Here is a 26,081-nt window from a genome sequence, read left to right as displayed (position 1 = left end):
CGTAGCAAAGGCGGCACAACAGACGGCGCGAGCCATTATGCGACTCTGTCGCGTAGGCTTTGCGCCATGGAGCCTTTACTTCAACCTATCATCAGCGACCCGCGCCGACAGGCGGCACTGCTTTACTGGCAGGGCTTCTCCGTGCGCCAGATTGCTGAAACCTTGGGGCTGAAAGTGCCAACGGTGCAGAGCTGGAAACAGCGCGATAAATGGGAAGCTGTCGCGCCGATTTCCCGTATCGAGACCAGCCTTGAAGCGCGCCTTATCCAACTCATCATGAAAGGGCAAAAAGAGGGCTGCGATTACAAGGAAATTGATCTGCTAGGCCGACAGATTGAGCGGCTGGCGCGGGTGAATCGTTATGCACAGACCGGCAATGAAGCGGACCTCAACCCCAACGTGCGCAACCGGAACAAGGGTGAACGAAAACCGGTGGCGAAAAACGTGTTTAGCGATGAGGCGGTGGAAAAGCTGGAAAGCGAGTTTCACAACACGGCTTTTCGCTATCAAAAAGAGTGGTACCGAGCCGGGCTGCAACACCGCATCAGAAATATTCTCAAATCCCGCCAAATCGGGGCCACGTTTTATTTTGCCCATGAAGCGTTGCTCGATGCGCTGACCACCGGGCGCAATCAAATCTTTCTCTCGGCCAGTAAGGCCCAGGCTCATGTTTTTAAAAGTTACATCATCGATTTTGCCCGCTTGGTGGATGTTGATTTAAAAGGCGACCCGATGGTGCTCGGCAACGGCGCGCGGCTGTTTTTTCTCGGCACCAATGTGCGTACCGCACAAAGCTATACCGGCAATCTGTACCTGGATGAATACTTCTGGATCCCCAAATTCCAGGAGTTGCGTAAAGTCGCCTCGGGCATGTCGCTGCATAAGAAATGGCGCACCACCTATTTTTCCACTCCGTCGAGTCTGGCGCACAGCGCGTACCCGTTTTGGTCCGGCGACCTGTTCAACAAGGGGCGCGCCAGTAAGGCCGACCATATCCATCTGGACCTGAGCCATAGCCATTTAGCCCGCGGTGCATTGTGTGCCGACGGCCAGTGGCGGCAGATTGTGACGGTGGAGGACGCGTTAACCGGCGGCTGCAACCTGTTTGACCTGGACCAACTCCGGCTTGAGTACAGCCCGTCGGAATATGAAAATCTGCTGATGTGCGGGTTTGTGGACGACCAGGCGTCGGTGTTCCCGTTCGCCGAGCTGCAAGGCTGCATGGTTGACAGCCTGGAAGAGTGGCAAGACTTCAACCCTTATGCCATCCGGCCCTTTGCTTATCGTCCGGTGTGGATTGGTTACGACCCGTCCCATACCGGCGACAGCGCGGGATGCGCGGTGATAGCGCCACCCCTGGTTCCCGGCGGCAAGTTCCGGGTGCTGGAGCGGCATCAATGGAAAGGCATGGACTTTGCCGCCCAGGCAAAATCCATCAAAGGGCTGACCGAACGCTATCAGGTGGACTACATCGGTATCGATGCCACAGCCATCGGGCAGGGGGTATTCCAACTGATGCAGCAGTTCTTCCCGGCGGCGCGGGAAATCCGCTACACACCGGAAATCAAAACCGCCATGGTGCTCAAAGCCAAAGACACCATCACCAGCGGTCGGCTCGAATATGACGCCGGTCATACCGATATCACCCAATCCTTCATGGCTATCCGCAAGACCATGACCGCCAGCGGTCACCGCTCGACCTATGAAGCCAGCCGCAGCGAAGAGGCCAGCCATGCCGATGTGGCCTGGGCGATTATGCATGCCTTGCTCAATGAACCGCTCACTGCCGCCAACGGCGGCCACAGCCCCAATATTCTGGAGTTCTTCTAATGAAAAAACGTAAAGCAAAATATGGCGCCGCACATTTAGTAAGGCGTAACGCAGCGCCGCAAAAAGCATCTTTACCCATGGGGGAGGCCAGTCCGCCACAGATGCTCACCTTCGGTGAACCGGTGCCGGTACTCGACCGGCGGGAAATGCTTGATTACATCGAATGCACCGGTAATGGCAAATGGTATGAGCCGCCGATAAGCTTTGACGGGCTGGCAAGAAGCCTGCGCGCAGCAGTCCACCATAGCTCACCAATATATGTAAAACGCAATATCCTTGCCTCGACGTTTATTCCGCATCCGCTGCTAAGCTCGCAGGAATTCAGCCGCTTTGTGCTCGACTATCTGGTGTTCGGCAATGCCTTCCTAGAACTGCGAAAAAATCAGCTCGGTCAACCACTACGTCTACAATGCTCGCCGGCCAAATACACCCGCCGGGGTGTTGAGCCGGATACGTACTGGTTTGTGCAGCCCGGAAAGGAGCCGCACCGCTTTGAGCCGGGCAGCGTTTTTCATCTGCTTGAGCCGGATGTTAACCAGGAGTTATACGGCCTGCCGGAGTACTTAAGCGCGCTGAATTCCGCATGGCTTAACGAGTCCGCCACGCTGTTTCGGCGCAAGTACTACCAGAATGGCGCGCATGCAGGTTATATCCTGTATATGACCGACGCGGCACAAAACAGCAGTGATATAGAGCAGATGCGCAAGGCGATGCGTGATACCAAGGGGCTGGGGAATTTTCGCAACCTGTTTATGTATGCGCCGAATGGCAAGAAAGATGGGATTCAGATTTTACCGCTGAGCGAGGTGGCGACCCGGGATGACTTTTTTAACATCAAGCGGTCGAGTCGGGATGATTTATTAAGTGCGCACCGAGTGCCGCCGCAGATGATGGGGATTATACCGGATAATGTCGGTGGGTTTGGGGATGTGGAGAAGGCGGCGGGAGTATTTGTCAGAAACGAATTGTCGCCATTACAAGAAAAATTTTGTTATTATAACTTTATATTCAATGAGTTGATAATAAAATTTAAGAATTATACATTGACTTAATCTTTTGTGATTCTCTAAATTTAAGTAGTAAAACATAAAGAAAATTGAACGTGATATGAATACGAAAAAATTTAAATCAAATTTTTTATGTGAATTTTAATAAACCCAGTTCGATATAACAAATGCAGTTTTTATCAGACGAGTAAAATGCTTGGTAAAATTTAAAATCATTTCTATGATAGACCGAGCATTTCTCTTTGATTATTTTAATAATGCGTAACTTGTCTTCTGGTTTGGTTTTAATGCCGAAAATTATACCTTTTAAGGAATTAAAATCATAACTGAAAGTTCGATTATCAGAATTTGGGAAATCACCGAATTGGTCGGATAAAATTATTCTATATTCTTTTTCATATTCCCAATCTTTGGATTTTTTGGTAATATCACGATAGAACTCTTTCCGGTAAACGGTTCTCCAATCTTCTATAGATTGATCCTTATCATCTGCACAAATACTACGTTTACCTTCATAGTTGTACCACTGTGAGTCGACTTTTTCTCTTGGGAATATTTTTAACATCCGGAAAAAATCGATTGTGCTAAAACCTGGTATATATTTTATAGGGTGGAATTGATAATCCTTATAATCATGACCGTGATTTGAAGAAATTTCAGATAAATTTGCATTTAAATTCAGGAAGTTATCATCTTTTATTCTTTTAGTTTCGAAAATTAAGCAAGCTCCTTTATGGTTATCTCCATAATGCCCCCATGCAGATGAGTTTTTGCAATCAGTCATGAAGCAAGCTGTGTACCAAGCTGGGAAAATAAGACTTTCAATTTTATTGATATATTTATCAGGAAATTCAATTAACAGGAAATTCTTGTTGAAATGTGAAGCGTTGATATTGCCGTTGTATCTATTAATTAACTCCAATTGCATTTGAGAATTCTTTCTTGCAAAATGGAAGGCATTAAGAGTTTTTCCACCATCATCATTGTCTTTTATTAGTTGCTCAAGTGAATTTATGTAATTATTATCTAATAAACATTTAATATTTTTTTCAGAATCACTGAATATTTGTTGCCTTGGGGGTATGAAGCAATGCAGTTCATATACAGAGAAAATGCACTCTAGTGCAAAAAAATGTGAGCTATTTAAATATATAGACAACTCTTCTCTTCTTATAGGAGTTGTGCGATTAGCAATTTGAATTATCAATTCCATAAGCCATTTGCTATCAAAAAATTTTTTTGAAATTTCTAAGCTTATACTACGAGATAGATCCGTTGGAAGATCACTTTCATCTTCAAGAAATCGTATTTCATCAATAAGTATTTTTTTTGTCTCTCCAAGAATTGCTCGCTTGTAACAGAACGTTTGGAGGCAAAAAATATAACGTTGAAAGAAATTTTTCCAAACTACAAAATCACCATTCCAAAAAATATCTCTATAACCCTCCATCGGATCGTTTAATTCCTCAGGTGCAGAGAAGTGAATGCTTTGACGCCGTAGCTCATCGTACTTATCAAGTAGATTATCTATACTGCGCAATCTAAAAAAATTTGTACTCATAAAATTAATGTTAGCTCCTGAGGATAAAGTAATAAGGTAAAAAAGTATTATAAAAATATTAATATACTCATTTCATAGAGTTGTCAAATTCATAGTTTTGCATGAGCCTCGCAGGCAAATTTTTAATTCGCAGATTCTTTACTCGGCTTGGTGGTAGCAACAAAATTTACTGGTGCTGTTATGGCTGTTATGGCTGTTATGGCTGTTATGGCTGTTAGAGTGCAGCAAAGATCGCTTTTGCACGCAATGCTACCCCCTCCACGCCTGCTCGCTTCCTTAAACACTTTTCAGGCACAGTGCAGGAGAGATCATACCCGCATCCCGATTGGCTCAAAAGCGAGAAATGAACCTCAACGCGAGCATGCGGATTGATGCACTATGCATGCAAACTGAAAATGACGATCGAAGCAAACTTTATACATAGGTAAAATATTCACCCAAAACTTAATTCAAATAGTGATCATTCTTGTATTTGGTTATTTTCAAGAATAAGTGTTTAGCTTAATAATGGATGATATTATTCAAATTAAAATTCTAAAACGGTCATTGCAATAGATATTGGAAATAAGTAATATGCATTGCGCATCAGCTCATCTGATGTCAGGACTATCAACCTGGTGTTTTCCTCTGCGACATAATAATTATGTATGTTATTATGTCGCGGCCTTTTTTACCTTGAATAAAATCAATGGTGGCTTAGGCGGGGCAGCACTTCGGTGCTGGCCGGTGAGGATCCGGTGTTGATAGACCCGTCTAAGCTACCGCCATACACTGATGGCGGCTGTTTTCTTTATAAAGGCTGCATCAGCTTTCACCGTTATCACCCTTCAACGGCTGATCACCGCTGCTATGCGCCTTATTCTCGTAAGGATGCGGCAATGATTAGATTATTTAAACCAGGACCTGCCAATATTGATGACGTGAGATGTCAATGCCTCGCATTGAGCTATGCTGCATATCATATTGAGGTTAAAGACGTTCGGGAGATGTTGCTTTTTACCTTGATGGAAAAACAATACCTACTTGATGAATTGGAAACGAAGAGCGCAATTGCATGCATTATTCCCTCATCAAATAAATATCCTTAAAATCTAATTATAAAAAATGATGATACTATGCAAAGATAATGGCTGAAATTAAAAGGAGCAGCCCGATCGCTGCTCCTTCAATGTGATAGGTATACTTTCAGTACGAAAAAATTAAAGGCTATCAAGGATCCTTTGCTGCGCGCCAATTGTCTCTTGGCGCTCTTTTAGTACCCTTCGTAAGCTTTCAATGTCCCCAGCCCTGATGAGGACCATGCCGCTTTCTTGAGAGTCCCAACGCTTAGCGCGCTCTTCAGATATAATGACATTACCCTTTCTGACTTTGTCAGGAATTGGGGAACCATCACTTGACGCTCGTGCGTTTTTTTTATGTTTTGTCATAGAACTCTCCCACGAGGTCTGTATTTTTGGAATTGATATGGTTTAAATCTTTCATACAATAAATTGTTAGTTCAGCTATGTCTAATTGTTTCATTAACAAGGTTCTATCACAAATTTTCTTGATTTCAAAGAAATTATTCCTGTTTATCAAAACTTCCGCTTCACTTGGTATAGATGAATAAGGTGAAATATACCTTCCATCATTATGCAATATTAATAATTTATAATTTTTCTTTTTGTAAAATTCGAAATCAAGATTACATGATGTGCTTACAAATCCTGGGCAAAAAATTATATCTCCGACTTGAGGCGGTTGTGGCAAGTGATCGAAATTTTGCCATCTGATTAGCAGCTTTGATTCGTCAACTGGAAGCTTTGATAGGGCTCGCTCAAGCTGTTGGACAATCTTAAGATGCGATTCATCTTCCCACTGGTTTGTACGCAAAGCATTATTGATTGTCAGTGATCTATCAGTGCTGTAATAATAGATAGCAATCTTATCATCTTCTGTTAATAAATGGTCATATGGCCCTTTGATATGGTCTGCAATGTCTGATAAATCTTCGTAAAGAAATCTTCCTAACGCTTCTTTCAACGCGATCACTCCGATATATACTTGCTTGCTATTTAATATAAAATGATTAAATTATAAATGGTCTTATTTAATTGTATTATTCCTTATCACTCTGAAGAAAAAGTTCATATAAGATAGCATTTCTCTGTGATTGAGGTAATCGTTGGGATGCTAAATCGCTTATAAGAGACAGTACAATTTTCATTTCTGAGCTCTCGCATTGGGTAGTTAATGCTAACTCTGCTACTAATTTGACTCTGTTTAGCGTTAAGCTTAAATTTTCTAACTCTTTCATTAGTTATCTCCATTTTACTAATGTGCATATTCTATAAATTGAATCTGTTAAATGAAACAGTAATTTTCGCAGGTGTATAAAAAACTTTAAAGTAATTGTATTATGTAATGTTAATAGCCCCATGTGTTTAGAGAATTATATTGAATTTGATTATTGTTAATTTTTACTTTTGCACCGCGTGCCAAAGCTTCTATTTCATAAAGAGCTAACGAGATACCCTTAATATTCAATTCGGTTTTAATCTTAACCATTCTCCGTTTGTCGTCATGGGTAAGCCTCGCCGATGGGGCCCGTAAAAAAATTGGTGGCGAGTGGGATGTTTTATTTTCTAGATGTTGTTTCTGTGCTTTCCTGACGTACCGGGCTAAACAAGCCACGATCTCGTCATCTTTCCAGTCGATAAAGATAGGTGGGCGCTCGTCTTCCAGGATATGAACAGTTCCTAAAAGAGTACCGGCGTCGTTAATCTTGAGCGTCTTTAGGGGCAACCCACAGTTATTGACAGGACTCCAAGGCGCGGCAGAGCCGCTTTCTAACGTCAACGGCGCCGGACCGGTGGATTTTTCAACAATGCGCCATTCTGTGGTCCGTGTTTTATAAACCCTTTCTGACCCGAGGTGTGGCGCATAAATGCCGACGACTTTCTGTGTCTCCTCGTCATATTCGTTTGGGTTCTCCCTGACGATAGTGGCCACCCGTACCGTCTGCAAATCCCTGGCGATGTTGGCACCCCCTTGCAGTTCTATGTACGCTGCAAAGTTTCCGGAATCGGCCGCGGCCCGGACAGCTTCCACCGCATCATCAAAATTATCGTTAAGTTGAGTTTTGCGTATGCGCCGGCACTCACGGTATGCGCCCATAGTCGGTAATCCGATAGGGCGGAACTGGGGTATTCGCCATGTGGATGCCCAGGCGCTAACAGCAGCGGCGGCGTCTTTCAGGGGCTTGCCGGTTTCATGGTCGATTTCTCTATCCAGGGCGTAACCGTCGATGTTTTTAGCTATGTATTTGGCAATATAACCGGTAGCACCGCCTCTATTAAGGTGCTTGCAGTCAAAGCGGTTCTTCGCCGCGCCACGCTCGGTACCGTCCTCACGCAGGGCATAGGCACGCATAATATCAATAACCTGCTGCCGATGCTGCTTTTGGGTGAAGAGCATCATGTGCCAGTGAGGGGTACCGTCATGATGAGGTTCAACCACCCGCATGCCGTACACTTTCAGCCCTTGGTCTTTAAAGGCAGTACGGATGTTGCCCCATAATTTCACCAGGTAACGCTGCCCGTCTTTCGGCGTGAAGGCGTGGTCATCCCATGCTCTGTTAAATAGGACCTTCTGGTTTTTGCCTTTACCAGTGATTCGATGCGGATGGTACTTTGAAGGTGTTGTAATAGTGATGAACATCCCAATGTCTTTTTTCTGACAGGCATATTTTTCGATACCGGCGATAGTATTCATCAACTCCATGCGCCGGATCTCGGGATTGGAGACACTGGACAGGAATTTTTCAATCAGGTCGAATCGTTCCCCTGTTTCTACGTTTTCAATCTCGCAGCGCTTGAGGTATTCCATATTGGCCTGACGCCGGGCGCGTACCTCCCTGATAGCCGATTTGCTGGCATAGGGGGAGGCATTACGATGCACTTGCCCCACAGCAATCAGCAGTGCCTCGCGCCAGCGGTCACGCTGGGCAATAAGCTGGCGTTTCCACCACTGGTCATTCACTAAACGGCATATGCTGGCAACCGCCCGTCGCATGGTTAGCGCACCGCTGCGATAAGAGCGCCAATGGACGGGGATGACATTAAGCGAACGGGCCATTCCGGCAATTTGCGCAAAAAAAACGACCTGAACCTTATCGGTAAAAAGAATGTCCTTATCACCGCCGTTTTGATTTATCTGCTCATCGCTTAACGCTTCGTAGGTTTCATTCAACTGGCTGGCGATATGCTCGGCAAACTGACCGACTTTCTTGTCACTCATATCCGGGAGAAGGCGATAATTATCAGCTTCCGATAAAAATCGGGATGAATAGGCCGTATTGATTCCAGAGCGGCGCGTGACGGCGTCCAAGCGCGGCAACAAGCGCTTAGCTACCGTCAGCATTAAATAACGATTGGCGCTTGGTAATCCCTGGTTTTTCAGCAGGTAATCGAAGCGTCCCTGGATGATATTTTTTATAAATCGGGGTAGCTGCTCGATGCGAAGCAAGATTCCTTGCCCCTGAAGGTATTCCGCACGGGTAAGGGATCTCTCTTGCAGGCCTATTGCTTGACGGGGCGCGTTCCAAGGGTAGGGACCAGGATTGAGACGCGGTGCCGCGTCCATAAACGGTGGGGGAGGTGAAGGGGCAACCCGGCCCCGGTTATAATCTTTCATCATCTCCCTCACAAAAATTACCCTCCGCACGTTTATCACAACGTCATCATTAAATCAGGCGAAAAGATCCACGCCTGATTTGTTATTAATAAATCAGCTTTTGAGCTATCAAGCAGTGTTAGCAATAACAGTAGAAATGGGTGCTTTTTAAATCTCCATGCGCTTGTGCTTGCCGCTGAAACTCCTCATAAACCAGCAGAGTAAGCGCCTTATAAGAGACATATTCGATGGCATAAAATCCGGCATAGAAAAAAGTCCCGGTATTTATATCGTCCCTGACACCTTGCGACCAGCCTTCCACATAGGCAGCGCCATAATAACGCTGACCATCGCGCCACATAATGTCTCCCGGATGGCTATTTCCTAAATAAGCGGTGCCGTAGCGGATGCGTTGCCGCCGGTATTCAGTGCCGGTAAGTACTCTGAAGTTATCCATCTGTTGGTATATTATTGAAGATTGCTCGGAGAGCATTTTCTCGTCTTCACTATTGTCCACAACATGCATTTTGATAATCAAATCTTTAAGCTTATAACGAACATATTCTCTATCAGTGATCAGGCTGATCTTAGCCATACGTAATTATCCTTTTACGCATTAAATCAAAAGTTATATTAGATGTTAGTTATGGGGTTTTTTAATTCATATTCACTGGGCTTAACGGCTGTGATAATCACCGGAGCATCATCGAACATCTGACATAGCTCTTCGAATGCGCAAAGCACTGTGAGGAAATAGGCCGGGCTTCTGCCTTGTGTCCAGTCGTAAGAATTTTCGAGCTCAATCGGCGTCTTGCTGGCGTGAAAATAAAGGGTTTTGCGTTCACTCAGACTCAACGCTTCTACCAACGCGAAGCGGTCAGGACCGCGGTATGCGTAATCATTAAAAGCACAGCGTATCTCGTCCAGTGCCATAACAATTTTTTCCCGATCGATAATGTCCATTTCAACAAGACCGAAAGTGCATTGCTGTTTTTTCAGACCCGCATGGAAGCAGACCGTTGCCCGGTAGCGTTCCGGTAACTTGTCATAAAAAGCACAGGTGGCTTGCCAGCGCTGGGTAGCGAAGTATTTACCGATAACATTGCGAATACCGTCTGGCAAAGTGCGGATATGGTAGGATTTGAATAAAAATCGATTGTTCATAACTTATCCTTAAGCTATTGATTGAATTAATGTCTTGTTGAGGGGAAGTTCGTTTTAGAATCCTTAAAACAATGTTGTCTGAGCGCATTGGCATAAGACATCGCGCCATGCCCTGTCTCGCAGGTTAGATAAACGTCGGTATTACTCGTCTCATTCAAATGAGCATTTTTGACAATGAACTTCATCGCGCGTCCCGGAAGCATAACGGCTTTGGCTGAAATCCTCATTGCCCGGTCCGGCAGGTAAATATGTTCTAAGGAGTTGCTAATATCGTTAGGCGTAATGATGCCTAACTGCGCGAGCATGCCGTCCAAGAGGGTGCAATCACCTGATTCATGGGTGAGATGGATAAGCTCAGCAGCGGTTAGTCGTTCGAGTCTGCCTGGATCCAACTTTTCGCTGAGAGATTTGAGATCCAATCCGCAATTTTCCGCAAGGCGTTGAGTGTCGTTAGTTTGAGCAAAATGCTGAAGCGCCGCATCCCATAAGGGATATTTGCCCGTTCCTTTTTTAAACATATGGGTCTCCTTTTAACAAATCAAAACGATTTCACTGCGCCGCTCAGGCGCGCATCAAACCCAGACTCATGGAGAGCGCGTAGGGTCTGCTCTACCATGTTGATCTCAACTTTGGCTTTAACTTTGATCCTGCCGGTTTTCGAATTGAGGGCGTCGGCCTTGTGTTTGATGGTAAGGCGGCCATCGCTCACCATCAGCAGCACGGTTGACTTGGCATGGCCTGTCAAACGGCAATATTCTTCAATTGGAAGATATGGCGCCGGTACGACAAGGTTTATTGAGATTATTGGCTTCATAAGGCATTATTCCTTTCGACGATGAAGAGCAATTAAGCTAGACTAGCTCAAACGAGATGTTGTGGCGAATTTACCACCTCGTTTGAGTGAGGTCAAATGGAAGATTTCAAATGAGACGATTTGATCCAAACGGTGGCGGTAGGGAAGCGATAGAGCGGGCGATACAAGCGTATGGCCTTAAAAAAAGGGCGGAGTTATCACACCTTACCGGCATTAGCAATAGCACTCTGGGCACTTGGTGGAACCGCGATTTTTACCCGGCGATACTGTTGATTGGCTGTGCACTTGATACCGGCGTTTCATTACACTGGCTGGCTCATGGTGATGGCCCTATGTATGAGGATGCTAAGGGAGAAGTGATCTCGCTTAAATATAGCCTGCTTAATAAAGGTAAACTTGAAGATAAGGGTTATCTTGTAATCGATAAGAAATTTTTTGATGAAGGGATCCAGCAACCGCGCATCGTCGGACAGGATGCAACCAAATACATCCTGGATGATGCATTTGAGACGGTGCTGGATGGGAAGTGGCTTGTTGAGATAGAAGGTCAGGTCAGTATCAGGAATTTAGAGCTGATCCCCGTCGGAAAGGTCCGCGTCAGCGGCAGTGAAATCAAAGAGCCGTTTGAATGCGCCTTATCGGATATCTCAGTTTTAGCCCATGTGGAGAGTATTTTACAAAAAGCGTAGGAAAGGTATGACAATCAGGAAATTAAGCACAGGGAAATGGATTTGTGAGTGTTACCCGAATGGCCGTACGGGAAAGAGGATCAGAAAACAGTTTGCCACCAAAGGTGAAACGCTGGCATTTGAGCGTTTCATCATGGAGGAGGTGGATGTCAAACCCTGGTTGGGCGAAAAAAGAGATAACCGCACGCTTTCTGATTTAGTGGAAATATGGGCCGGTGCTTATGGCGTGTCGCTGAATGGCTACCAGAACCGGTTGAAGGTATTAATGAATCTGTGCCGCGACCTTGGCGATCCCAAGGCGGTAGATTTTGATGCCAAGGCGTTTTCCCGCTATAGAGAAAAACGTCTCAAAGGGGAAATCCTGCGCGGCACGAGAAAGAAGGGCGTATCACCCAGGACATTAAATATTGAACTGGCCTACCTGCGTGCGGTATTCAATGAGCTTATGCGCTGTGGAGAATGGAAAAAGGACAATCCATTAAAAAATATCAGGCTGTACAGCACCACCGAGCAGGAGATGTCTTTCTTGACCAAGCCGCAAGTTGAAGAACTACTCAATGCCTGCGCTCGAAGCACTGTCCCCGAATTAAGCCTTGTGGTGAAGATATGTCTGGCTACCGGCGCCCGCTGGTCAGAAGCAGAAAAATTGACCCGTTCGCAGGTTATTCCTCACAAGGTTACTTTCACGAAAACAAAAGGCAAACGCAATCGCAGCGTGCCCATACGCGAAGAACTATATAACCAATTACCACAAAAAAGTGGTCGCTTATTCCCGTCATGCTATGCGGCGTTTCGTTCAGCCTTGAAACGCACAAGCATAAAACTACCGGCACGGCAAAGCTCCCATGTGCTACGGCATACGTTTGCCAGCTTTTTTATGATGAATGGTGGAAATATCCTTGTATTGCAGAGGGTTTTAGGGCATACCGATATCAAGATGACGATGCGGTATTCGCATTTTTCACCAGAACATTTAGAAGATGCGATACGATATAATCCATTGATGTCAGTATGAAAGGATGATATGAAGTGTTCATTAAATCTAAGAAGAGCCCTAAAGATTTAAATATAATTACTAGTAAAGAATATGAAAGTAATAATACAAACATAGCTAAAATTGATATGCCAAGTATTTTGTTATTTGATCCTTCTCTGGATGTTGAGATTAAGTTGGCCTCGATGGGTTTGAATTTTACTACCGCAAGTTTAGGCTCATGTGTAACCCTTCCAGTACTACTCGAACATCAATATCAAGAAGTTTTGTATGAGCCGTGTGTTCCACCTAATTTGCATGAAAATGATGTTTTTATATTCGATTTGACCAGCAACAAGACAGTGGAATTTGAAAATAAAGAACGGACCGATAAGGATATTGTGGTAATTTGCGAACATCCTAAAAGTACCTATAACCCGAAACCATTCGCATTAGACCTTATTGCAAAAGAGTTTGAAAGTATATTCAAAAATGAGAAGATTGTAATTGTCTTTTTAGGGTCATTTACCAGTGAAGTTTATAAGATGAGGTATTATACAGGTACTAAAGAGCGAGTCGATCAGATAGGACCATTGGATAATATAAGCGTTTTAAAGAAAATGCCATCGAGTCTCCGGCGCTTCGGAAAAAAAATGAAATTAACTAATGATGAGACGTTTATAGATCAATTACTTCAAAAGCATGTTTCAAATGGTGCGTATTATAACGTATTTCAACATCCAATGCAGTATAGTAATATTGGTGAATTTGAGAAAGCTTCATATTTTATTCCATTGCTTTTGAATTCTAACGATGAGATCGTTTCGTTTGTGTTGCTAGCAGGCAATAGTACCTTGTATTTCTTTCCAGATATTACTAATAAAAGTGATTTTTTAGAGGAACTACTCGATGTCTATTTACCTAGCGTTAGCCCTAAGATCTTCCCGTATTCAGGGCAATTTAAATGGTTAGAAAATGATGACTATTTCCTTCCAAATGAAAAAAAGTTATTGGAACAAAAAAATGAACTTAAAAATAGATTTGTTCTTGAAAATAAAAAAATAGATGAGAAGATTAATACCAATCATGAAAATTTTAAGTTTCTTCATGAGATGATCTTTGAAACGGGTGATAATCTAGTTAGTGCAGTATCAAAGTTTTTGAATTGGCTTGGCTATGTTGATATTATAGATGTTGATAACACAAACAATGAATTACTTGAAGAAGATTTACAAATTGAGACTGATAAAGGATTATTAATCATTGAAGTGAAAGGGGTTGGTGGAACTTCAACGGATAATGATTGTGCTCAAATCAGTAAAATCATGCATAGAAGGTGTAAAGAAAGAAACAAATTTGATGTAGACGCTTTATATATTGTAAATCATCAGCGTTATATCCCGCCAAAGACAAGAATTAATCCTCCTTTTACTACAACTCAAATCAGAGATGCAGAACTTGCCGAAAGAGGATTGCTTACAACATACGAACTATTTAAATCATTTTTTTTAATAGAAGCCGGCATATTAAATAAAAAAAACGTAATTGAGCAATTGCATGAAATTGGTCTCGTTGATCTGACCGCTAATTCGTTTTTATCGCTTGGGAAACCATCAAAATTATTTAAAGAAGGTATGGTGGCTATAATTGATGACATAAATGGCATCAGAGTAGAAAAAGGTATGGAAATAGTAATACGAGACGGAGATGTTTATCAAAAAGCAATTCTAGAAGACATTCAAATAAATAATAAATCCGTAAGTTTTGCAGAACAGGGGGAAGTTGGTTTATTATTGAATCAAAAAATTAAAAAATCCACAAACCTACTTGTTAAAAAAATGGCATGATTTCGGTGATAATAATTTCGAGTTTGACTTATGGCGATCAAATGGCGATAAATCATCATTTAAAAGCTTCATATGGTGGTTTATCGTTTCTAAAGTAAAGATATATTGTGTAATGTGTTGATTTTAAGTTATTTTTATCAAAAACTCTTAATCAATTGGTCGCAGGTTCGAACCCTGCACGACCCACCAACAATAACAACTGCTTGAACCACCTTCTTTAATCCTTTTTCCTGCTTGTTCCTTATTTGTGCTGTTGTATGAAGTATCTCATGAATTTGCTTCGCATGCTCAGATAAATGAATCGGCGATAAATGTGTATATCTTGTCCCTATTTCGGCCAATTTTCATCCATCCAATTCTTACCATGCAGATAATTAAATACCGGATTTAATTAACCAACTAACTCAAGTCGTTTCTAATCATGAAAACGTAGGTTTTCTATTCCTACCCGTCGCAAAACAGACTGCCAAGCTTTATTACTGTCAACTCTTGTTTTTCTTACTGTCGAAGCTGTATTACCATCGGCTTTTATATACGACGTTTGATGAAAAAATATCCAACGACGATGTTCATATCCTGCCGGGTTGACCAATTTCTCCTACATTGCCAAATCTGTCATATACCAGTTAATAATTTGCGCTCAAGGTACCGCTGGCGATCTTTTCGACGCGCAGTTGATTTTATCCGTGCCTACAGGTATCCAAGCCTTTTTGCACACGCGCCGGTGGACTGATAAATAAAGAGTTTGTCCCTGCTTTTGCCGCGCTGGAGTTTTACCGGCAATAACCGGATTCGAAGGTAACGACAAGTTGAGGGATGGGGGTCAAACGCGGCATGGTTATGCTGGAGGAACACAAATACCTTTTATTATGGAGAAGGCGTGCTCTTAAGCGTATTTGACCTAAACCCCCACTGCTAATTGCTGCACCTGTGCTATTTAATGCGATTGTTTTGGCCTGCCTGCGCTGATATTTATTTACCTAATCAGTGACACAAAAAATCGACGCTTTCCGACCTGTTTAAAGCCACAGGACCGATCGGCGAGACGCCAGGGGAATTCAAATGGCGCAATGTCAGAGACCAGGATAAGACACTTATCGGCCTCAAACACCGTTTGTCAGTTTGCCCGGCAGCACTATCAAGAAAGTCAAACAAGAGGCGAAGGACGACAGAAAATGAATCAAGATAACTTTCGATTTGCCGCAAATCTGACGCCCTCTCTCGCTGCTCGTTGGTTTAAACTCCTAACCGACACCATGGATGAATTCGGTATAGACACGGGATTGCGTCAGGCTGCATTCATAGCGCAAATCGGAACGGAATCAGCCGGATTTACCACCTTGTCCGAGTCATTTAATTACTCCGTTGTCGGATTAACGATCTTTGGCGACAGGTTAACCGCCGCGCAACGCGAACAGCTTGGCCGAAAAACCGGGGAGTTGGCGTTATCGCCTCAACGGCAGATGGCAATAGCAAACATCGTTTACGGTGGCCGCTACGGTAACCAGCTTGACGGAGATGGCTGGCGATATCGGGGCCGCGGACTGAAGCAGGTCACCTTCCATGACAACTACCTCGCTTGCGGTCAAAAGCTCGGCCTGGACCTGATTGCCAACCCTGATTCTCTCCTTGAAGACGCAAACGTTGCTCGTTCCGCCGGGTGGTTCTGGGATGCCAATGGCTGCAATGCATTCGCAGACGCTAAAGATATGCTGGGGCTGACGAAGCGCATCAACGGCGGAACAAACGGTTTCAACGATCGGCAGGCCCGGTATCAAGTCTCCTGCAAGGTGCTGCTCTGATGCCAATCCTTGACGTGTTCAACAGCGCCGGCGACGAACGGCCTTCATTAAGCAAATGGATGAAGGGTCTTGGCTTCATTACGGTGACCGGCGTTATTATCTGGCAAGCGTACAGAGGTACGCTTACCGACACCATGCTCATTGCCTATTTTGCCGCTGTCATTGCAAACGACCAAATAGGCAAACGGCAAAGCATCCACCATGACCTCGAAAATAAGCGGATTAGCACGGTCAGCAATGAAATGACATCGCAAACCCCAGGCGGGAACCATAACGGAAATATTTCTCATCCTTAAAACATACCTGGCGGCGGCTTTGGATTTTACTGGTACTGCCGGGCTTGGTGGTAAAGAACACGTCACAGTCGTGGGCGGCTCTTTTCGTCACCTCTATAATGGGGGGCGTTATCACAAGGTCTAATCAAAATTAGCCCTTGTGATGATGGATTACAGTAGACGGTTGATTCTGCCGAGCGCGATAGTCGCGGCAACTTTTACTTCTTTTACCATGTCGTTAGATAGGAGCAAAAAGCGTTCAATAATCTCAGGCTCGGGATCGGCTGATTCTGCCAACGCTTGAATGGCCGCAATTTTCACTTCCCTGACATTATCATTCGTTAATGCTAGTAATCTTTTTTTGACCTCTGGCAACATATCAACTCTCCTGTGTGTTAATTTTTAATATCAGCCTTTATCTTTCTTTTGACGAAGCATTAGGAATAAACAAAGGCAAAACCGGACTAGGGGTAGCTCAAAAAAATTCCTCGCCGACTATGCCAAAACGAACATCTTCCCAAAGCCATGGTGGGGGTCCAAAGGAATCAACTGCGCTACTGGACGCCGGTACATTAAGCTTCCTGAAAAAATAAAACTGCGCACTACTGCGCAAAAGTAAGTGCGTACTGCGCAGGTGGCGAAATGTGCAGAAAAGTCAGATAGAAAAGGGCGGTTTGACCTTCCGATTTTCTACCGAAGTATGGCGAAGATATAAGTCTATGTAATAAGGTTTTATCGCAGCTCTTTTGGATCAAGATCAGCTCATTGAATAATTATCAATCCCCGGATTATTTATAACATCTTGACTTTTCTAAACATAAGATATTCATATAGGTTTTCCTTGGCCCTAGTTTTGTCAGTTGACTGCTTTTTTCAGCGAGGATGAGCGGCGGTTCAAAAAAATAGATTTTTCCCAAGGCTCTATGAAGTATTTTCATTTCAGAACATATCTGCATGTGCTAAAAAAAGTATAAATATTGCCTGAATTGGTTAATGATTCTGAATCTAATAATGAATATTATATTTTCTGCTGATTTATCTTTAAAAATATCCTTATAGTATTTTTTCTTATAATCTGCGCAATGCGGGAAAAATTATAGAAATTGTTAAGGAAAACTATTCATAATTTCTTGATTAAAATCATATTATTATGATTTATTTTCATGATTTGTAATCAGGAATATCCTAATTTAGATATAGGTCATACAAGTTTAATAGTACCGCCGCTATTATGGATCACAGGATCCCTTTCGGACAATCATGCACACATATGACTAACCACAGCGGTCGTATCATTTATGACCAATCTTTACCCTCTGAAGGTGTAACCTCCAAAGTTGAGCGCTGGCGTTCCGGTGTGAATGCTGCCTTACTGCAGTCTGATTTTACACGTACTGAAGCGGAGACGTTTACCTGGAGCGTTGAAGCGCACCATTTTGATGTTTTTATTTGCGGGCATATTAGATCGAGCGAGCAAAAGTTGATTAATCTGCCATATAAATATGATAATTTAAATGATCATTTTATCATGATGATTATGATTGATGGCGGAATTGAAGGATTAGCCGGCCGGTTGGCTATACAGCTTGAGCCCGGTGATATTATCATATTAGATTTGCTCCAACCTATTAAACTGGGTTTTAAAACAGGGCATAAATCAAGTTTTGTGGATGTTATTTATGTAGCGTTTCCGCGAGTATTATTATCTGATATAGATAACAGCTGTCAGTTGCATGGTAAAATTATTCGTCAAAAAGATTTCCTTAGCCGGCTAATCGCATCAAATCTCATCGCGCTAATGAACCACAGCGCTAATTTAAACAATAATGAAGTCAATAAAGTTGCCAGGCCCGTTATAGATTTTATTATAAGCGGCATTAGGGCATCCCACGCGCCGATCCAACCCATAATGATGGATGCGAGATTACATGTTATCACGAGGGTCTGTGATTTTATCCTGGAAAACCTGCGGCTGCCCGCACTCTCCTCAGAATTGATATGCCAGAAATTCGGCCTTTCCCGCTCCTCTTTGTATCGGCTCTTCGAACCCTTTGGCGGTATAATCGCACATATTCGCAAAAAAAGGATCGTGGCGGCGACTCGGATGCTGCTTAGTCCACATTACCGTCAGTGGAAAATAGCCGAAATTGCCTATTATTGGCAGTTTGAACCCGCGACCTTCAACCGTCTTTTCCTGACAACCTACGGCATGACGCCTAATCAAGCCAGAAAGGAACACCATGAACTTTGGGCCTTGGAAAATATGAATGAGTCGCAGGTGATCTGGCTGCGTTCCCTGTAATACATTGGATGATTTTTTTGTTCCATAAAAATGCATGCCTTTATGGATAATAGGTGAGCGCGTATTGTTTGCAGGGCAAAGAGAGCTTATTCCTGTCGTTTTTTTAACCTGATAAACAGCACTCGCCCCTCGGTAGCGGAAAGCGCCATATTAAAAACTTATGCTAAAAAAAATTAGGGTGCGGCGGTGGAGGCGCAGGAGCAATTGATTAAGCTTGTGCAGGTACATCCCCCCACATTTTGTGGACTGCCTTGTGGCACCGGCGCGGAAGTATGCCGAGGTTCGACACAGCCTGTAAGTAAAGAACTCGATAAGGCTAGACAGACGACAAATAGTATCCTGTTCATAGGCCACTCCTGGTGTTTTTTTGATTATAGGTGATTTTGTCTACAAGCAGTATTGATGATATCATTTAAATGATAGGAAAAAGAGATATTTAGCGTGATAATAATTTAATCTAGACCATACCAGCGCTGCCAGAACAGGATGAGCAGCCAGGCGGCGATGGACCAGCAAAGTACGGCGCTTATCAGTGCATAAGGTAACCTTAATGACCCGATAAGAAAGTACAGGGAAACAAGATATACCAGATAAGGAATAACCGCCCATATGCCAAATAAGATTGTGGTTCTTAGTGCATCCAGACCACGTTCGGTGCCAACGATATAATGGGCAATCAGGGCGAATGTGGGGAAGAGGGGAAGCAGGCCTGCCAGATAATAGTTTCGTGTTTTCGACAACAAAGCGATTAATAGTACAACAAGGGCGCCGGTTAACGCCTTGAGCAGCAGGTTCATTATCATTAGCCTATGGGCATATCCTGGCGGACAATGTAACACAGTTAATGTTTGGCTGGACACCCACATCGGGCATACCGTGGCTTGCGGAAAAATTGTCAAGACCACGGCATCCTTGCCGGCAGCGCTACTGTCGGTATGCGTATTTGATCTGCTTTATGGTGTTGTTGAATACCTCGGCTTGTGCTGGATCTTCAAGCTCCGCAATGTACTTTTCCATTTTGATGATAACCTTGCCAGCATCAGCCTGGCCCATCGCTTTCAATATTAATGTCAGCATGGCTTTCAGGCAATTCACTTCCTGTGCCAATGTGTTTGCGTCATTGTCGGTTAAAAACTCAACGTTACCCATAGAGTCGCCTCGTTGCGTTGTTGCCGTTACGAATGTGTCGTCGTTACGGATGTGTTGTCGGTACGGATATGGCGCGAAATTTCCGGCCACCCTTCCTTGATTTCAGCGGCGATTATAGCAGAATTTGTTTGGGAAATTTAACAAAACCGAACTCGCTTGTCAGCAAAGCGGCGGCTCTTTCAAAAAATTTGCGAAGATCTCTTATTCGCATGATGGAAGAGGGGACATGGGGAACGGGGCAAATTAACTGCCGGAGAGATTATTTCATGGGTAGATTAAAAGTAATAACTAATTAAAATGGGTTATTAATTTAATCGATAGCGAACGGCAAAATCTATAATAAACCTCAGAGTTTTATTCTACTAATAACCCATTGTATTAATTATGTATTTTCTATTAATATTTTGTTTTCCATCAGGAAAAATTATTTTAGGAATTTAAAACAGGCATAGGTACGGGTAGGGCGGTCTTACAGTAAAGTGAACCGGTCAACTGTTTTTAACGAAATTCCCTTGCGGTGAGATAACCTATCTGTCTAAAATGAAGGATAGCAGATGGCGATGCTAAATTTTATAGTACAAGTGGATAATCTTTACTCATTATTTACTTAAAAAGTAGTAATATTAAGTCTTAAATATTTGATTCGCTTTACGTCACTCCCTCATTTTGGAGATTTTATCTTTGATAAGCGTTTTTCTCGTTGATGACCACGAATTGGTGCGTGCAGGAATACGACGCATTCTTGAAGATATCAAAGGCTTTAAAGTCGTTGGCGAAGCTCAGTGCGGAGAAGACGCGGTGAAATGGTGCCGGACGAACTGTGTGAATGTTGTGTTAATGGATATGAACATGCCCGGCATTGGTGGGCTTGAAGCAACTCGAAAAATTATACGCTTTTCTCCAGACATCAAAGTCATTATGCTGACCATTCACACGGAGAATCCACTACCTGCCAAAGTCATGCAGGCTGGAGCTGCGGGTTACCTGAGCAAGGCCGCGGCACCCCAGGAGGTGATCTGTGCAATACGTTCCGTTAATGCGGGCAAGCGCTACATTGCTTCGGACATAGCACAGCAGATGGCACTCAGTCAGCTTGAGCCCCAGACTGAGACGCCTTTCGAATGTCTTTCGGAGCGTGAATTGCAGATCATGCTGATGATCACCAAGGGCCAGAAGGTAAATGAAATTTCCGAACAGCTCAATTTGAGTCCCAAGACGGTCAACAGTTACCGTTACCGGATGTTCAGTAAACTTAACATCGGAGGTGATGTTGAGTTAACGCACCTGGCGATTCGTCACGGGCTGTTCAACGCGGAGACATTGTTAAGTAGTGACTGACAGCTTCAACTCAAAAGAATTCCTCAAAACCGTCACCAGTCAGCCCGGCGTCTACCGTATGTATGATGCTGCGGGGACTGTCATCTATGTCGGCAAAGCAAAGGACCTGAAAAAACGTCTGACGAGTTATTTTCGCCTTCAGGTTGGCAGCCGTAAAACCGAAGCCCTGGTTAAAAACATTGCTCAAATAGATGTCACCATTACCCATACCGAGACGGAAGCTTTGCTGCTGGAGCACAACTATATAAAGTTGTACCAGCCCCGTTACAATGTCCTGCTGCGGGACGATAAGTCCTATCCGCTGATTTTTCTCAGTAGCGACACTCATCCGCGGCTGGGTTTCCATCGCGGCGCCAAACACGCCAAAGGTGAATATTTTGGTCCGTTCCCCAACGGTTATGCCGTCAGGGAAACACTGGCATTGCTGCAAAAGCTTTTCCCCATTCGCCAGTGTGAGGATAGTGTTTATCGCAACCGTTCCCGTCCCTGCTTGCAATATCAGATTGGTCGCTGCCTCGGGCCATGTGTCAAAGGGCTGGTGAGCGACGAGGAGTATCAGCAGCAGGTGGAATATGTGCGTTTGTTCCTCTCGGGCAAAGATCAACAGGTCCTGAATCAACTGGTGGAACGGATGGAGCTTTCGAGCCGGGCATTAAACTTTGAAGACGCTGCCCGCGCCCGCGACCAGATCCAAGCGGTTCGGCGGGTAACCGAAAAGCAGTTCGTTACCGGGGATCATGAGGATCTGGACGTTATCGGCGTGTCGTTTGAGGCGGGTATGGCCTGTGTGCATGTGCTATTCATCCGGCAGGGCAAAGTATTGGGCAGCCGCAGTTATTTCCCTAAAGTGCCGTTGGGTACCGAGCTGTCTGAAGTGGTTCAGACATTCGTCGGCCAGTTCTATTTACAGGGTAGCCAGATGAGGACCTTGCCTGGCGAAATTCTGCTGGATTTTTCACTACCGGAGAGTGAATTGTTAGCCGAATCCCTGAGCTCCCTGGCGGGACGTAAAATCCATATCCAGTCGCATCCGCGAGGTGACCGCGCCCGGTATCTGAAACTGGCTCGGACCAATGCTTCCACCGCTCTGGTCACTAAACTTTCCCAGCAGTCCACCATTCATCAGCGGCTGAAGGCCCTGGCGGAACTCTTGGGAGTGGAAGCCATTAACCGGATGGAATGTTTTGATATCAGCCATACCATGGGTGAACAGACCATCGCCTCTTGTGTGGTGTTTGACTCCAACGGGCCGGTGCGCGCTGAATACCGGCGCTTTAATATTGAAGGCATCACGCCTGGTGACGATTACGCCGCCATGTCCCAGGTCTTGCGCCGGCGATACGGCAAGGCACTCGAGGAGAGTAAGATTCCGGATGTGGTGATCATCGATGGCGGCAAAGGCCAATTGGGCATGGCCATTGATGTTTTCAACGAACTTGACGTTCCCTGGGATAAATCCCGCGTTATATTACTTGGCGTGGCCAAAGGAGCAGACCGGAAAGCGGGTCTGGAGACGTTGTTTTTGAAACCTCATGGCGAAGGGATTTCCCTGTCCTCCGATTCCCCCGCCCTGCATGTGATCCAGCATATCCGTGATGATTCGCATAATCACGCCATCACAGGCCATCGCAACAAACGTGCAAAAGTGAAAAATACCAGCGCTCTGGAATTAATTGAGGGTGTCGGCCCCAAACGTCGTCAAACCCTGTTAAAATACATGGGCGGTTTACAGCCTTTAAGGAACGCCAGTCTCGAGGAGATTGCTAAGGTGCCCGGTATTTCGAATGCATTAGCAGAAAAAATATTTAATGCATTGAAACACTAACGGCAATGTAGCAACATACTCGTTAATTCCACTCCAGCCAGACAGTTACCTATAGTGCTATGCAATTGAATATACCGACTTGGCTTACATTGTTACGTGTCGTAATGATACCGTTTTTCGTACTGGCGTTTTATCTGCCCTTTTATTGGGCACCGCTGGCATGCGCGCTAATCTTTATTTTGGCGGCGGTAACCGATTGGTTTGATGGTTTCCTTGCCCGGCGCTGGAAGCAGACTACCCGTTTCGGCGCGTTTCTGGATCCGGTGGCGGATAAGGTCATGGTAGCCATCGCCCTGGTGCTTGTGGCCGAACATTTCCATTCGTGGTTAATAACCTTGCCGGCCGCCACCATGATCGCCCGGGAAATTATCATTTCCGCGCTGCGAGAATGGATGGCAGAAATCGGTAAGCGCAGCAGCGTGGCGGTTTCCTGGATCGGTAAAGTCAAAACCACTGCCCAGATGCTGGCATTGGTGGCCCTTTTGTGGCGTCCGGATCAGTGGATAGCGGGTATAGGCATTGCAGCATTGTACGTTGCGGCAGTATTGACATTTTGGTCAATGTTCCAGTATTTGAACGCCGCCCGCCATGATTTGTTTGAACACTGATCTAAGCGCCGTAAAAATCAACAAACGAGCTTCGCGGCGCGATAATTCTGTTGACTCGTAACGTCAGGTCAGTAGAATGCAACGCATCGAAAGCAACGACCGATTGCTTAAAGATAATAGTAAAAACAGCAAGTTTGATTGCTGGTTTGTCAAGTGGTTTCATCGATGCGGGAATAGCTCAGTGGTAGAGCACAACCTTGCCAAGGTTGGGGTCGCGAGTTCGAGCCTCGTTTCCCGCTCCAGATGTACAACGAAGCCTTGATCTAAGGCAGTAAAGGCGCGTTGGCAGAGTGGCCATGCAGCGGATTGCAAATCCGCCTACCTCGGTTCGACTCCGGGACGCGCCTCCAAGTATTGAATTTCCCGACGCCCGGGTGGTGGAATCGGTAGACACAAGGGATTTAAAATCCCTCGGCTTTATGGCTGTACGGGTTCAAGTCCCGTCCCGGGTACCACACAGAATTCGTAATAAAAACAAAGCAGTATGAGTAACATTGATGCCGTCGAGAGACGGTTTTTTTATGCCCGCAATTTCTCAAAATCCCCGAAATGACTACAAAATGACTACAAAGTGTCTACGCCTATTTTTTATACAGCAAAAACAGAAAAAAACTGGCCTGAAATGGCCTGAAAAGTTGCGAGGGCGTGCGCAATTTGATTTTAAAAAAACCTGCTTTCGCAGGCTGTTTTTAAGCAGTGATAAGGTTCTTATTTTTGGTCGTGGGGTGGGGAATGGCAGGATCAGTTATACCTGGAGTCATAATTGAACGTGTGAATGATTCCATAGTTACAAATGTATGGCCGCAATTAATGTTCGTGCATTGGTGATAACGTTCCTTGGTACTCTCGCTGAGGTAACGACTGGATCGGGTGTGGGCTACCCGTCGGCAAATAGGGCAGTGCATCATAAATACCTCCTGGAGAGTGGCTAATGTTCTGTGGATTTTATCATTAAGTTCAAAATTGTGAATTGTATTTCAATTATTTACCCCGATTTCCATAGCCCCTTCATGCATACCTGACAAAGAAACTTCCATATTTACCGACGTCGTGTAGCCTCTATCGCTCAGTTGATGAATGACCTTGGTTAGAATCCATGGCTGCTGGTCGATGACTGACTTAAATCCTCTTACCCGCACCGGCGTTTCTGGGTAAAGATCAGCACGTCCCAGGGCAAGACAAAGAGAGAATTCAGCCACACCTCGTTGCAGCTTATTCCACTTTGCCTGGGCTGCACGTACGGCAGCGGCCTTATTGGCATAGACGGTATAAATGGCGTAAACATTTTCATCGTCTCCCGCCAGATATTCTCCCGTTCTGGCCTCTGGCGTTTTCGACGAATTTGGTTTGTTCACTTTACTCTTTGGATGTTGCAGAGCCCGTAGATGGGGTTGTTTTTTAACACGCGTCACTTTAACTTTTGGGGCTTTGGATCTTTGGTCTGCAGCCACGTTGCGGTCACGCCGGTATAGGCTTCCCGATCAGAAATGGAAAAACTATGCCGGTCCCCATCACGACGCTGTATTAATATTTGCGGTATGGGTTTTCCGGACGCAGTCTTACCATAACCCGGCAGAATTAACATAAGTCGTCCGGCCTTTATCGCCGCCACAGCGCCATTCATCTCGGCAAGGCGGGTAATAAACGCCGCGTCGCTTTCCTGCGTCTGGTCTATATGTGGGATAGGGATCGCCGCCAGTGCGTCTGACACCACAGGCTCCAAATTATTTCTGGCGGCGATTTGGTTGATAATCTCGCCAAGGGTGGTTTCGTGATAAGAGATCTCGCGGCTTGAATTCAGCGAACCGCGAAAATCCGCGCTGCGACCGCGGATAGTCAAAATATCGGGCGCCCCGCGGTGCTCTATTTCATCCACAGTAAAACTGTCTTTGCCGATCAGCGCTTCACCTTGCCAACCTAAAAACACCTTTATTATCGCGCCGCGTCCCGGTAGCTGTATTTGACCGTCAGCGTCGTCCAGCTCAATATCCAGTTGGTCCGCTTCAAGCCCGCGATTATCGGTAAGCGTCAGCGATAACAACCGGGGCCGCAAATTGGCAGTTATGTCCTTTTCATCTACTGTCAGCCGAAAATCAGGGGCCAGCGTATGATCGGCTGAATAGGCGGGGGCAGTGGATGATACTGTGTTGCCAGTTAAGACAGGGGAGGGGTTTATCATGAAAATATTCCGCCCATGCTGGTTTTAACTTTATCCGCCAACGTTCCGGCCCGCTTCATTAACGA

At 44.8% G+C, this 26,081-nt stretch carries 25 protein-coding genes, 3 tRNA genes and 1 pseudogene; 15 read left to right on the top strand and 14 right to left on the bottom strand.

Annotated features, from left to right (window positions below; genetic code table 11):
- Nucleotides 1–66 precede the first annotated feature (66 nt).
- Both HB631_RS25070 and HB631_RS25065 read left to right on the top strand, forming a co-directional pair.
- The gene (locus HB631_RS25070; protein ID WP_213993905.1) at nucleotides 67–1,830 is read left to right on the top strand and encodes a terminase ATPase subunit family protein; all 1,764 of its coding nucleotides are present in this window, start codon (nucleotides 67–69) and stop codon (nucleotides 1,828–1,830) included.
- Nucleotides 1,830–2,882, top strand: a complete 1,053-nt coding sequence (locus HB631_RS25065; RefSeq protein WP_213993904.1) for a phage portal protein — start codon at nucleotides 1,830–1,832, stop codon at nucleotides 2,880–2,882. Before HB631_RS25070 ends, HB631_RS25065 begins: the two co-directional genes overlap by 1 nt.
- 85 nt (nucleotides 2,883–2,967) lie before the next feature.
- Here the strand turns inward: HB631_RS25065 and HB631_RS25060 are convergent, their stop codons facing one another.
- Nucleotides 2,968–4,398, bottom strand: a complete 1,431-nt coding sequence (locus HB631_RS25060) for a DUF2971 domain-containing protein (RefSeq protein WP_213993903.1) — start codon at nucleotides 4,396–4,398, stop codon at nucleotides 2,968–2,970.
- 716 nt (nucleotides 4,399–5,114) lie between these two features.
- Between HB631_RS25060 and HB631_RS25055 the strand changes: the two genes are divergently transcribed.
- On the top strand, nucleotides 5,115–5,486 hold the full coding sequence (locus HB631_RS25055; protein WP_213993902.1) for a hypothetical protein: 372 nt from the start codon (nucleotides 5,115–5,117) through the stop codon (nucleotides 5,484–5,486).
- A 111-nt stretch (nucleotides 5,487–5,597) separates the two neighbouring features.
- On the opposite strand, the gene HB631_RS25050 is transcribed toward HB631_RS25055, so the two are convergent.
- From HB631_RS25050 to HB631_RS25015, 8 genes are all read right to left on the bottom strand, one after another.
- Entirely contained in the window at nucleotides 5,598–5,825 is a 228-nt protein-coding gene (locus HB631_RS25050) for a hypothetical protein (protein WP_213993901.1), read from the bottom strand.
- The gene (locus HB631_RS25045) at nucleotides 5,812–6,420 is read right to left on the bottom strand and encodes an ADP-ribosyltransferase (protein ID WP_213993900.1); all 609 of its coding nucleotides are present in this window, start codon (nucleotides 6,418–6,420) and stop codon (nucleotides 5,812–5,814) included. Before HB631_RS25045 ends, HB631_RS25050 begins: the two co-directional genes overlap by 14 nt.
- Before the next feature lie 76 nt (nucleotides 6,421–6,496).
- Entirely contained in the window at nucleotides 6,497–6,694 is a 198-nt protein-coding gene (locus HB631_RS25040) for a hypothetical protein (RefSeq protein ID WP_213993899.1), read from the bottom strand.
- A gap of 110 nt (nucleotides 6,695–6,804) precedes the next feature.
- Nucleotides 6,805–9,072 carry a replication endonuclease gene (locus tag HB631_RS25035; RefSeq protein WP_213993929.1) on the bottom strand — a complete coding sequence of 756 codons (2,268 nt, stop codon included), beginning with the start codon at nucleotides 9,070–9,072 and terminating at the stop codon, nucleotides 6,805–6,807.
- 118 nt (nucleotides 9,073–9,190) lie between these two features.
- On the bottom strand, nucleotides 9,191–9,646 hold the full coding sequence (locus tag HB631_RS25030) for a hypothetical protein (RefSeq protein ID WP_213993898.1): 456 nt from the start codon (nucleotides 9,644–9,646) through the stop codon (nucleotides 9,191–9,193).
- 38 nt (nucleotides 9,647–9,684) lie between these two features.
- Nucleotides 9,685–10,215, bottom strand: coding sequence for a replication protein B (locus tag HB631_RS25025; protein WP_213993897.1), 531 nt, complete (start codon nucleotides 10,213–10,215; stop codon nucleotides 9,685–9,687).
- Nucleotides 10,216–10,241: 26 nt separating this feature from the next.
- Nucleotides 10,242–10,733 (bottom strand): phage regulatory CII family protein, encoded by a 492-nt coding sequence (locus tag HB631_RS25020; protein WP_213993896.1) that lies wholly within the window; start codon nucleotides 10,731–10,733, stop codon nucleotides 10,242–10,244.
- 20 nt (nucleotides 10,734–10,753) lie between these two features.
- Nucleotides 10,754–11,029, bottom strand: a complete 276-nt coding sequence (locus HB631_RS25015; protein ID WP_218627117.1) for a regulator — start codon at nucleotides 11,027–11,029, stop codon at nucleotides 10,754–10,756.
- Between the two features lie 110 nt (nucleotides 11,030–11,139).
- Between HB631_RS25015 and HB631_RS25010 the strand changes: the two genes are divergently transcribed.
- The 5 genes from HB631_RS25010 to HB631_RS24990 all read left to right on the top strand — a co-directional run bounded on the left by HB631_RS25010 (nucleotide 11,140) and on the right by HB631_RS24990 (nucleotide 16,636).
- On the top strand, nucleotides 11,140–11,718 hold the full coding sequence (locus tag HB631_RS25010) for a phage repressor protein CI (RefSeq protein WP_213993895.1): 579 nt from the start codon (nucleotides 11,140–11,142) through the stop codon (nucleotides 11,716–11,718).
- Nucleotides 11,719–11,725: 7 nt separating this feature from the next.
- Nucleotides 11,726–12,733: a tyrosine-type recombinase/integrase gene (locus tag HB631_RS25005; protein ID WP_213993894.1), complete on the top strand. Its 1,008-nt coding sequence runs from the start codon at nucleotides 11,726–11,728 to the stop codon at nucleotides 12,731–12,733.
- A gap of 14 nt (nucleotides 12,734–12,747) precedes the next feature.
- Nucleotides 12,748–14,538: a hypothetical protein gene (locus HB631_RS25000; RefSeq protein ID WP_213993893.1), complete on the top strand. Its 1,791-nt coding sequence runs from the start codon at nucleotides 12,748–12,750 to the stop codon at nucleotides 14,536–14,538.
- Nucleotides 14,539–15,713: 1,175 nt separating this feature from the next.
- Nucleotides 15,714–16,340, top strand: a complete 627-nt coding sequence (locus HB631_RS24995; RefSeq protein ID WP_213993892.1) for a glycoside hydrolase family 19 protein — start codon at nucleotides 15,714–15,716, stop codon at nucleotides 16,338–16,340.
- The gene (locus tag HB631_RS24990) at nucleotides 16,340–16,636 is read left to right on the top strand and encodes a hypothetical protein (protein ID WP_213993891.1); all 297 of its coding nucleotides are present in this window, start codon (nucleotides 16,340–16,342) and stop codon (nucleotides 16,634–16,636) included. The genes HB631_RS24995 and HB631_RS24990 overlap by 1 nt, the downstream gene beginning before the upstream one ends.
- Before the next feature lie 150 nt (nucleotides 16,637–16,786).
- On the opposite strand, the gene HB631_RS24985 is transcribed toward HB631_RS24990, so the two are convergent.
- The gene (locus HB631_RS24985) at nucleotides 16,787–16,993 is read right to left on the bottom strand and encodes a hypothetical protein (protein WP_213993890.1); all 207 of its coding nucleotides are present in this window, start codon (nucleotides 16,991–16,993) and stop codon (nucleotides 16,787–16,789) included.
- Between the two features lie 892 nt (nucleotides 16,994–17,885).
- On the opposite strand from HB631_RS24985, the gene HB631_RS24980 reads away from it, so the two are divergent.
- Complete coding sequence (locus tag HB631_RS24980) at nucleotides 17,886–18,917, top strand: AraC family transcriptional regulator (protein ID WP_213993889.1); 1,032 nt, start codon at nucleotides 17,886–17,888, stop codon at nucleotides 18,915–18,917.
- A gap of 452 nt (nucleotides 18,918–19,369) precedes the next feature.
- On the opposite strand, the gene HB631_RS24975 is transcribed toward HB631_RS24980, so the two are convergent.
- Both HB631_RS24975 and HB631_RS24970 read right to left on the bottom strand, forming a co-directional pair.
- The gene (locus HB631_RS24975; RefSeq protein ID WP_213993888.1) at nucleotides 19,370–19,714 is read right to left on the bottom strand and encodes a GlpM family protein; all 345 of its coding nucleotides are present in this window, start codon (nucleotides 19,712–19,714) and stop codon (nucleotides 19,370–19,372) included.
- Nucleotides 19,715–19,841: 127 nt separating this feature from the next.
- On the bottom strand, nucleotides 19,842–20,066 hold the full coding sequence (locus tag HB631_RS24970; RefSeq protein ID WP_213993887.1) for a DUF2594 family protein: 225 nt from the start codon (nucleotides 20,064–20,066) through the stop codon (nucleotides 19,842–19,844).
- A 681-nt stretch (nucleotides 20,067–20,747) separates the two neighbouring features.
- On the opposite strand from HB631_RS24970, the gene uvrY reads away from it, so the two are divergent.
- The 6 genes from uvrY to HB631_RS24940 all read left to right on the top strand — a co-directional run bounded on the left by uvrY (nucleotide 20,748) and on the right by HB631_RS24940 (nucleotide 24,292).
- On the top strand, nucleotides 20,748–21,404 hold the full coding sequence (gene uvrY, locus HB631_RS24965; protein WP_213993886.1) for a UvrY/SirA/GacA family response regulator transcription factor: 657 nt from the start codon (nucleotides 20,748–20,750) through the stop codon (nucleotides 21,402–21,404).
- Nucleotides 21,397–23,229 carry an excinuclease ABC subunit UvrC gene (gene uvrC / locus HB631_RS24960; RefSeq protein WP_213993885.1) on the top strand — a complete coding sequence of 611 codons (1,833 nt, stop codon included), beginning with the start codon at nucleotides 21,397–21,399 and terminating at the stop codon, nucleotides 23,227–23,229. Before uvrY ends, uvrC begins: the two co-directional genes overlap by 8 nt.
- Nucleotides 23,230–23,288: 59 nt before the next feature.
- On the top strand, nucleotides 23,289–23,837 hold the full coding sequence (gene pgsA, locus HB631_RS24955; RefSeq protein ID WP_213993884.1) for a CDP-diacylglycerol--glycerol-3-phosphate 3-phosphatidyltransferase: 549 nt from the start codon (nucleotides 23,289–23,291) through the stop codon (nucleotides 23,835–23,837).
- 167 nt (nucleotides 23,838–24,004) lie between these two features.
- A tRNA-Gly gene (locus tag HB631_RS24950) sits at nucleotides 24,005–24,079 on the top strand.
- Between the two features lie 34 nt (nucleotides 24,080–24,113).
- Nucleotides 24,114–24,187, top strand: a tRNA-Cys gene (locus HB631_RS24945).
- Between the two features lie 18 nt (nucleotides 24,188–24,205).
- Nucleotides 24,206–24,292: transfer RNA gene (locus HB631_RS24940), tRNA-Leu, on the top strand.
- A gap of 234 nt (nucleotides 24,293–24,526) precedes the next feature.
- Here HB631_RS24940 and HB631_RS24935 read toward each other — a convergent pair.
- Nucleotides 24,527–24,745, bottom strand: a complete 219-nt coding sequence (locus HB631_RS24935; protein ID WP_213993883.1) for an ogr/Delta-like zinc finger family protein — start codon at nucleotides 24,743–24,745, stop codon at nucleotides 24,527–24,529.
- Between the two features lie 69 nt (nucleotides 24,746–24,814).
- A pseudogene (locus tag HB631_RS24930) lies at nucleotides 24,815–26,016 on the bottom strand (phage late control D family protein).
- Between the last annotated feature and the right edge of the window lie 65 nt (nucleotides 26,017–26,081).

It is taken from the genome of Sodalis sp. dw_96 (genome assembly GCF_018449575.1).
Classification (GTDB): Bacteria; Pseudomonadota; Gammaproteobacteria; order Enterobacterales; family Enterobacteriaceae; genus Acerihabitans.
Note: the sequence above shows the minus strand (reverse complement) of the source record. Positions and strands in the feature narration are given on the sequence as shown.

What these genes read in the sequence shown, in the direction of transcription:
- HB631_RS25070 (WP_213993905.1), top strand. Translation starts at nt 67, where the DNA reads ATGGAGCCTTTACTTCAACCTATCATCAGCGACCCGCGCCGACAGGCG.
- HB631_RS25065 (WP_213993904.1), top strand. Translation starts at nt 1,830, where the DNA reads ATGAAAAAACGTAAAGCAAAATATGGCGCCGCACATTTAGTAAGGCGT.
- HB631_RS25060 (WP_213993903.1), bottom strand. Translation starts at nt 4,398, where the DNA reads ATGAGTACAAATTTTTTTAGATTGCGCAGTATAGATAATCTACTTGAT.
- HB631_RS25050 (WP_213993901.1), bottom strand. Translation starts at nt 5,825, where the DNA reads ATGACAAAACATAAAAAAAACGCACGAGCGTCAAGTGATGGTTCCCCA.
- HB631_RS25040 (WP_213993899.1), bottom strand. Translation starts at nt 6,694, where the DNA reads ATGAAAGAGTTAGAAAATTTAAGCTTAACGCTAAACAGAGTCAAATTA.
- HB631_RS25035 (WP_213993929.1), bottom strand. Translation starts at nt 9,072, where the DNA reads ATGAAAGATTATAACCGGGGCCGGGTTGCCCCTTCACCTCCCCCACCG.
- HB631_RS25030 (WP_213993898.1), bottom strand. Translation starts at nt 9,646, where the DNA reads ATGGCTAAGATCAGCCTGATCACTGATAGAGAATATGTTCGTTATAAG.
- HB631_RS25025 (WP_213993897.1), bottom strand. Translation starts at nt 10,215, where the DNA reads ATGAACAATCGATTTTTATTCAAATCCTACCATATCCGCACTTTGCCA.
- HB631_RS25020 (WP_213993896.1), bottom strand. Translation starts at nt 10,733, where the DNA reads ATGTTTAAAAAAGGAACGGGCAAATATCCCTTATGGGATGCGGCGCTT.
- HB631_RS25015 (WP_218627117.1), bottom strand. Translation starts at nt 11,029, where the DNA reads ATGAAGCCAATAATCTCAATAAACCTTGTCGTACCGGCGCCATATCTT.
- HB631_RS25010 (WP_213993895.1), top strand. Translation starts at nt 11,140, where the DNA reads ATGAGACGATTTGATCCAAACGGTGGCGGTAGGGAAGCGATAGAGCGG.
- HB631_RS25005 (WP_213993894.1), top strand. Translation starts at nt 11,726, where the DNA reads ATGACAATCAGGAAATTAAGCACAGGGAAATGGATTTGTGAGTGTTAC.
- HB631_RS24995 (WP_213993892.1), top strand. Translation starts at nt 15,714, where the DNA reads ATGAATCAAGATAACTTTCGATTTGCCGCAAATCTGACGCCCTCTCTC.
- HB631_RS24990 (WP_213993891.1), top strand. Translation starts at nt 16,340, where the DNA reads ATGCCAATCCTTGACGTGTTCAACAGCGCCGGCGACGAACGGCCTTCA.
- HB631_RS24985 (WP_213993890.1), bottom strand. Translation starts at nt 16,993, where the DNA reads ATGTTGCCAGAGGTCAAAAAAAGATTACTAGCATTAACGAATGATAAT.
- HB631_RS24980 (WP_213993889.1), top strand. Translation starts at nt 17,886, where the DNA reads ATGACTAACCACAGCGGTCGTATCATTTATGACCAATCTTTACCCTCT.
- HB631_RS24975 (WP_213993888.1), bottom strand. Translation starts at nt 19,714, where the DNA reads ATGAACCTGCTGCTCAAGGCGTTAACCGGCGCCCTTGTTGTACTATTA.
- HB631_RS24970 (WP_213993887.1), bottom strand. Translation starts at nt 20,066, where the DNA reads ATGGGTAACGTTGAGTTTTTAACCGACAATGACGCAAACACATTGGCA.
- pgsA (WP_213993884.1), top strand. Translation starts at nt 23,289, where the DNA reads ATGCAATTGAATATACCGACTTGGCTTACATTGTTACGTGTCGTAATG.
- HB631_RS24935 (WP_213993883.1), bottom strand. Translation starts at nt 24,745, where the DNA reads ATGATGCACTGCCCTATTTGCCGACGGGTAGCCCACACCCGATCCAGT.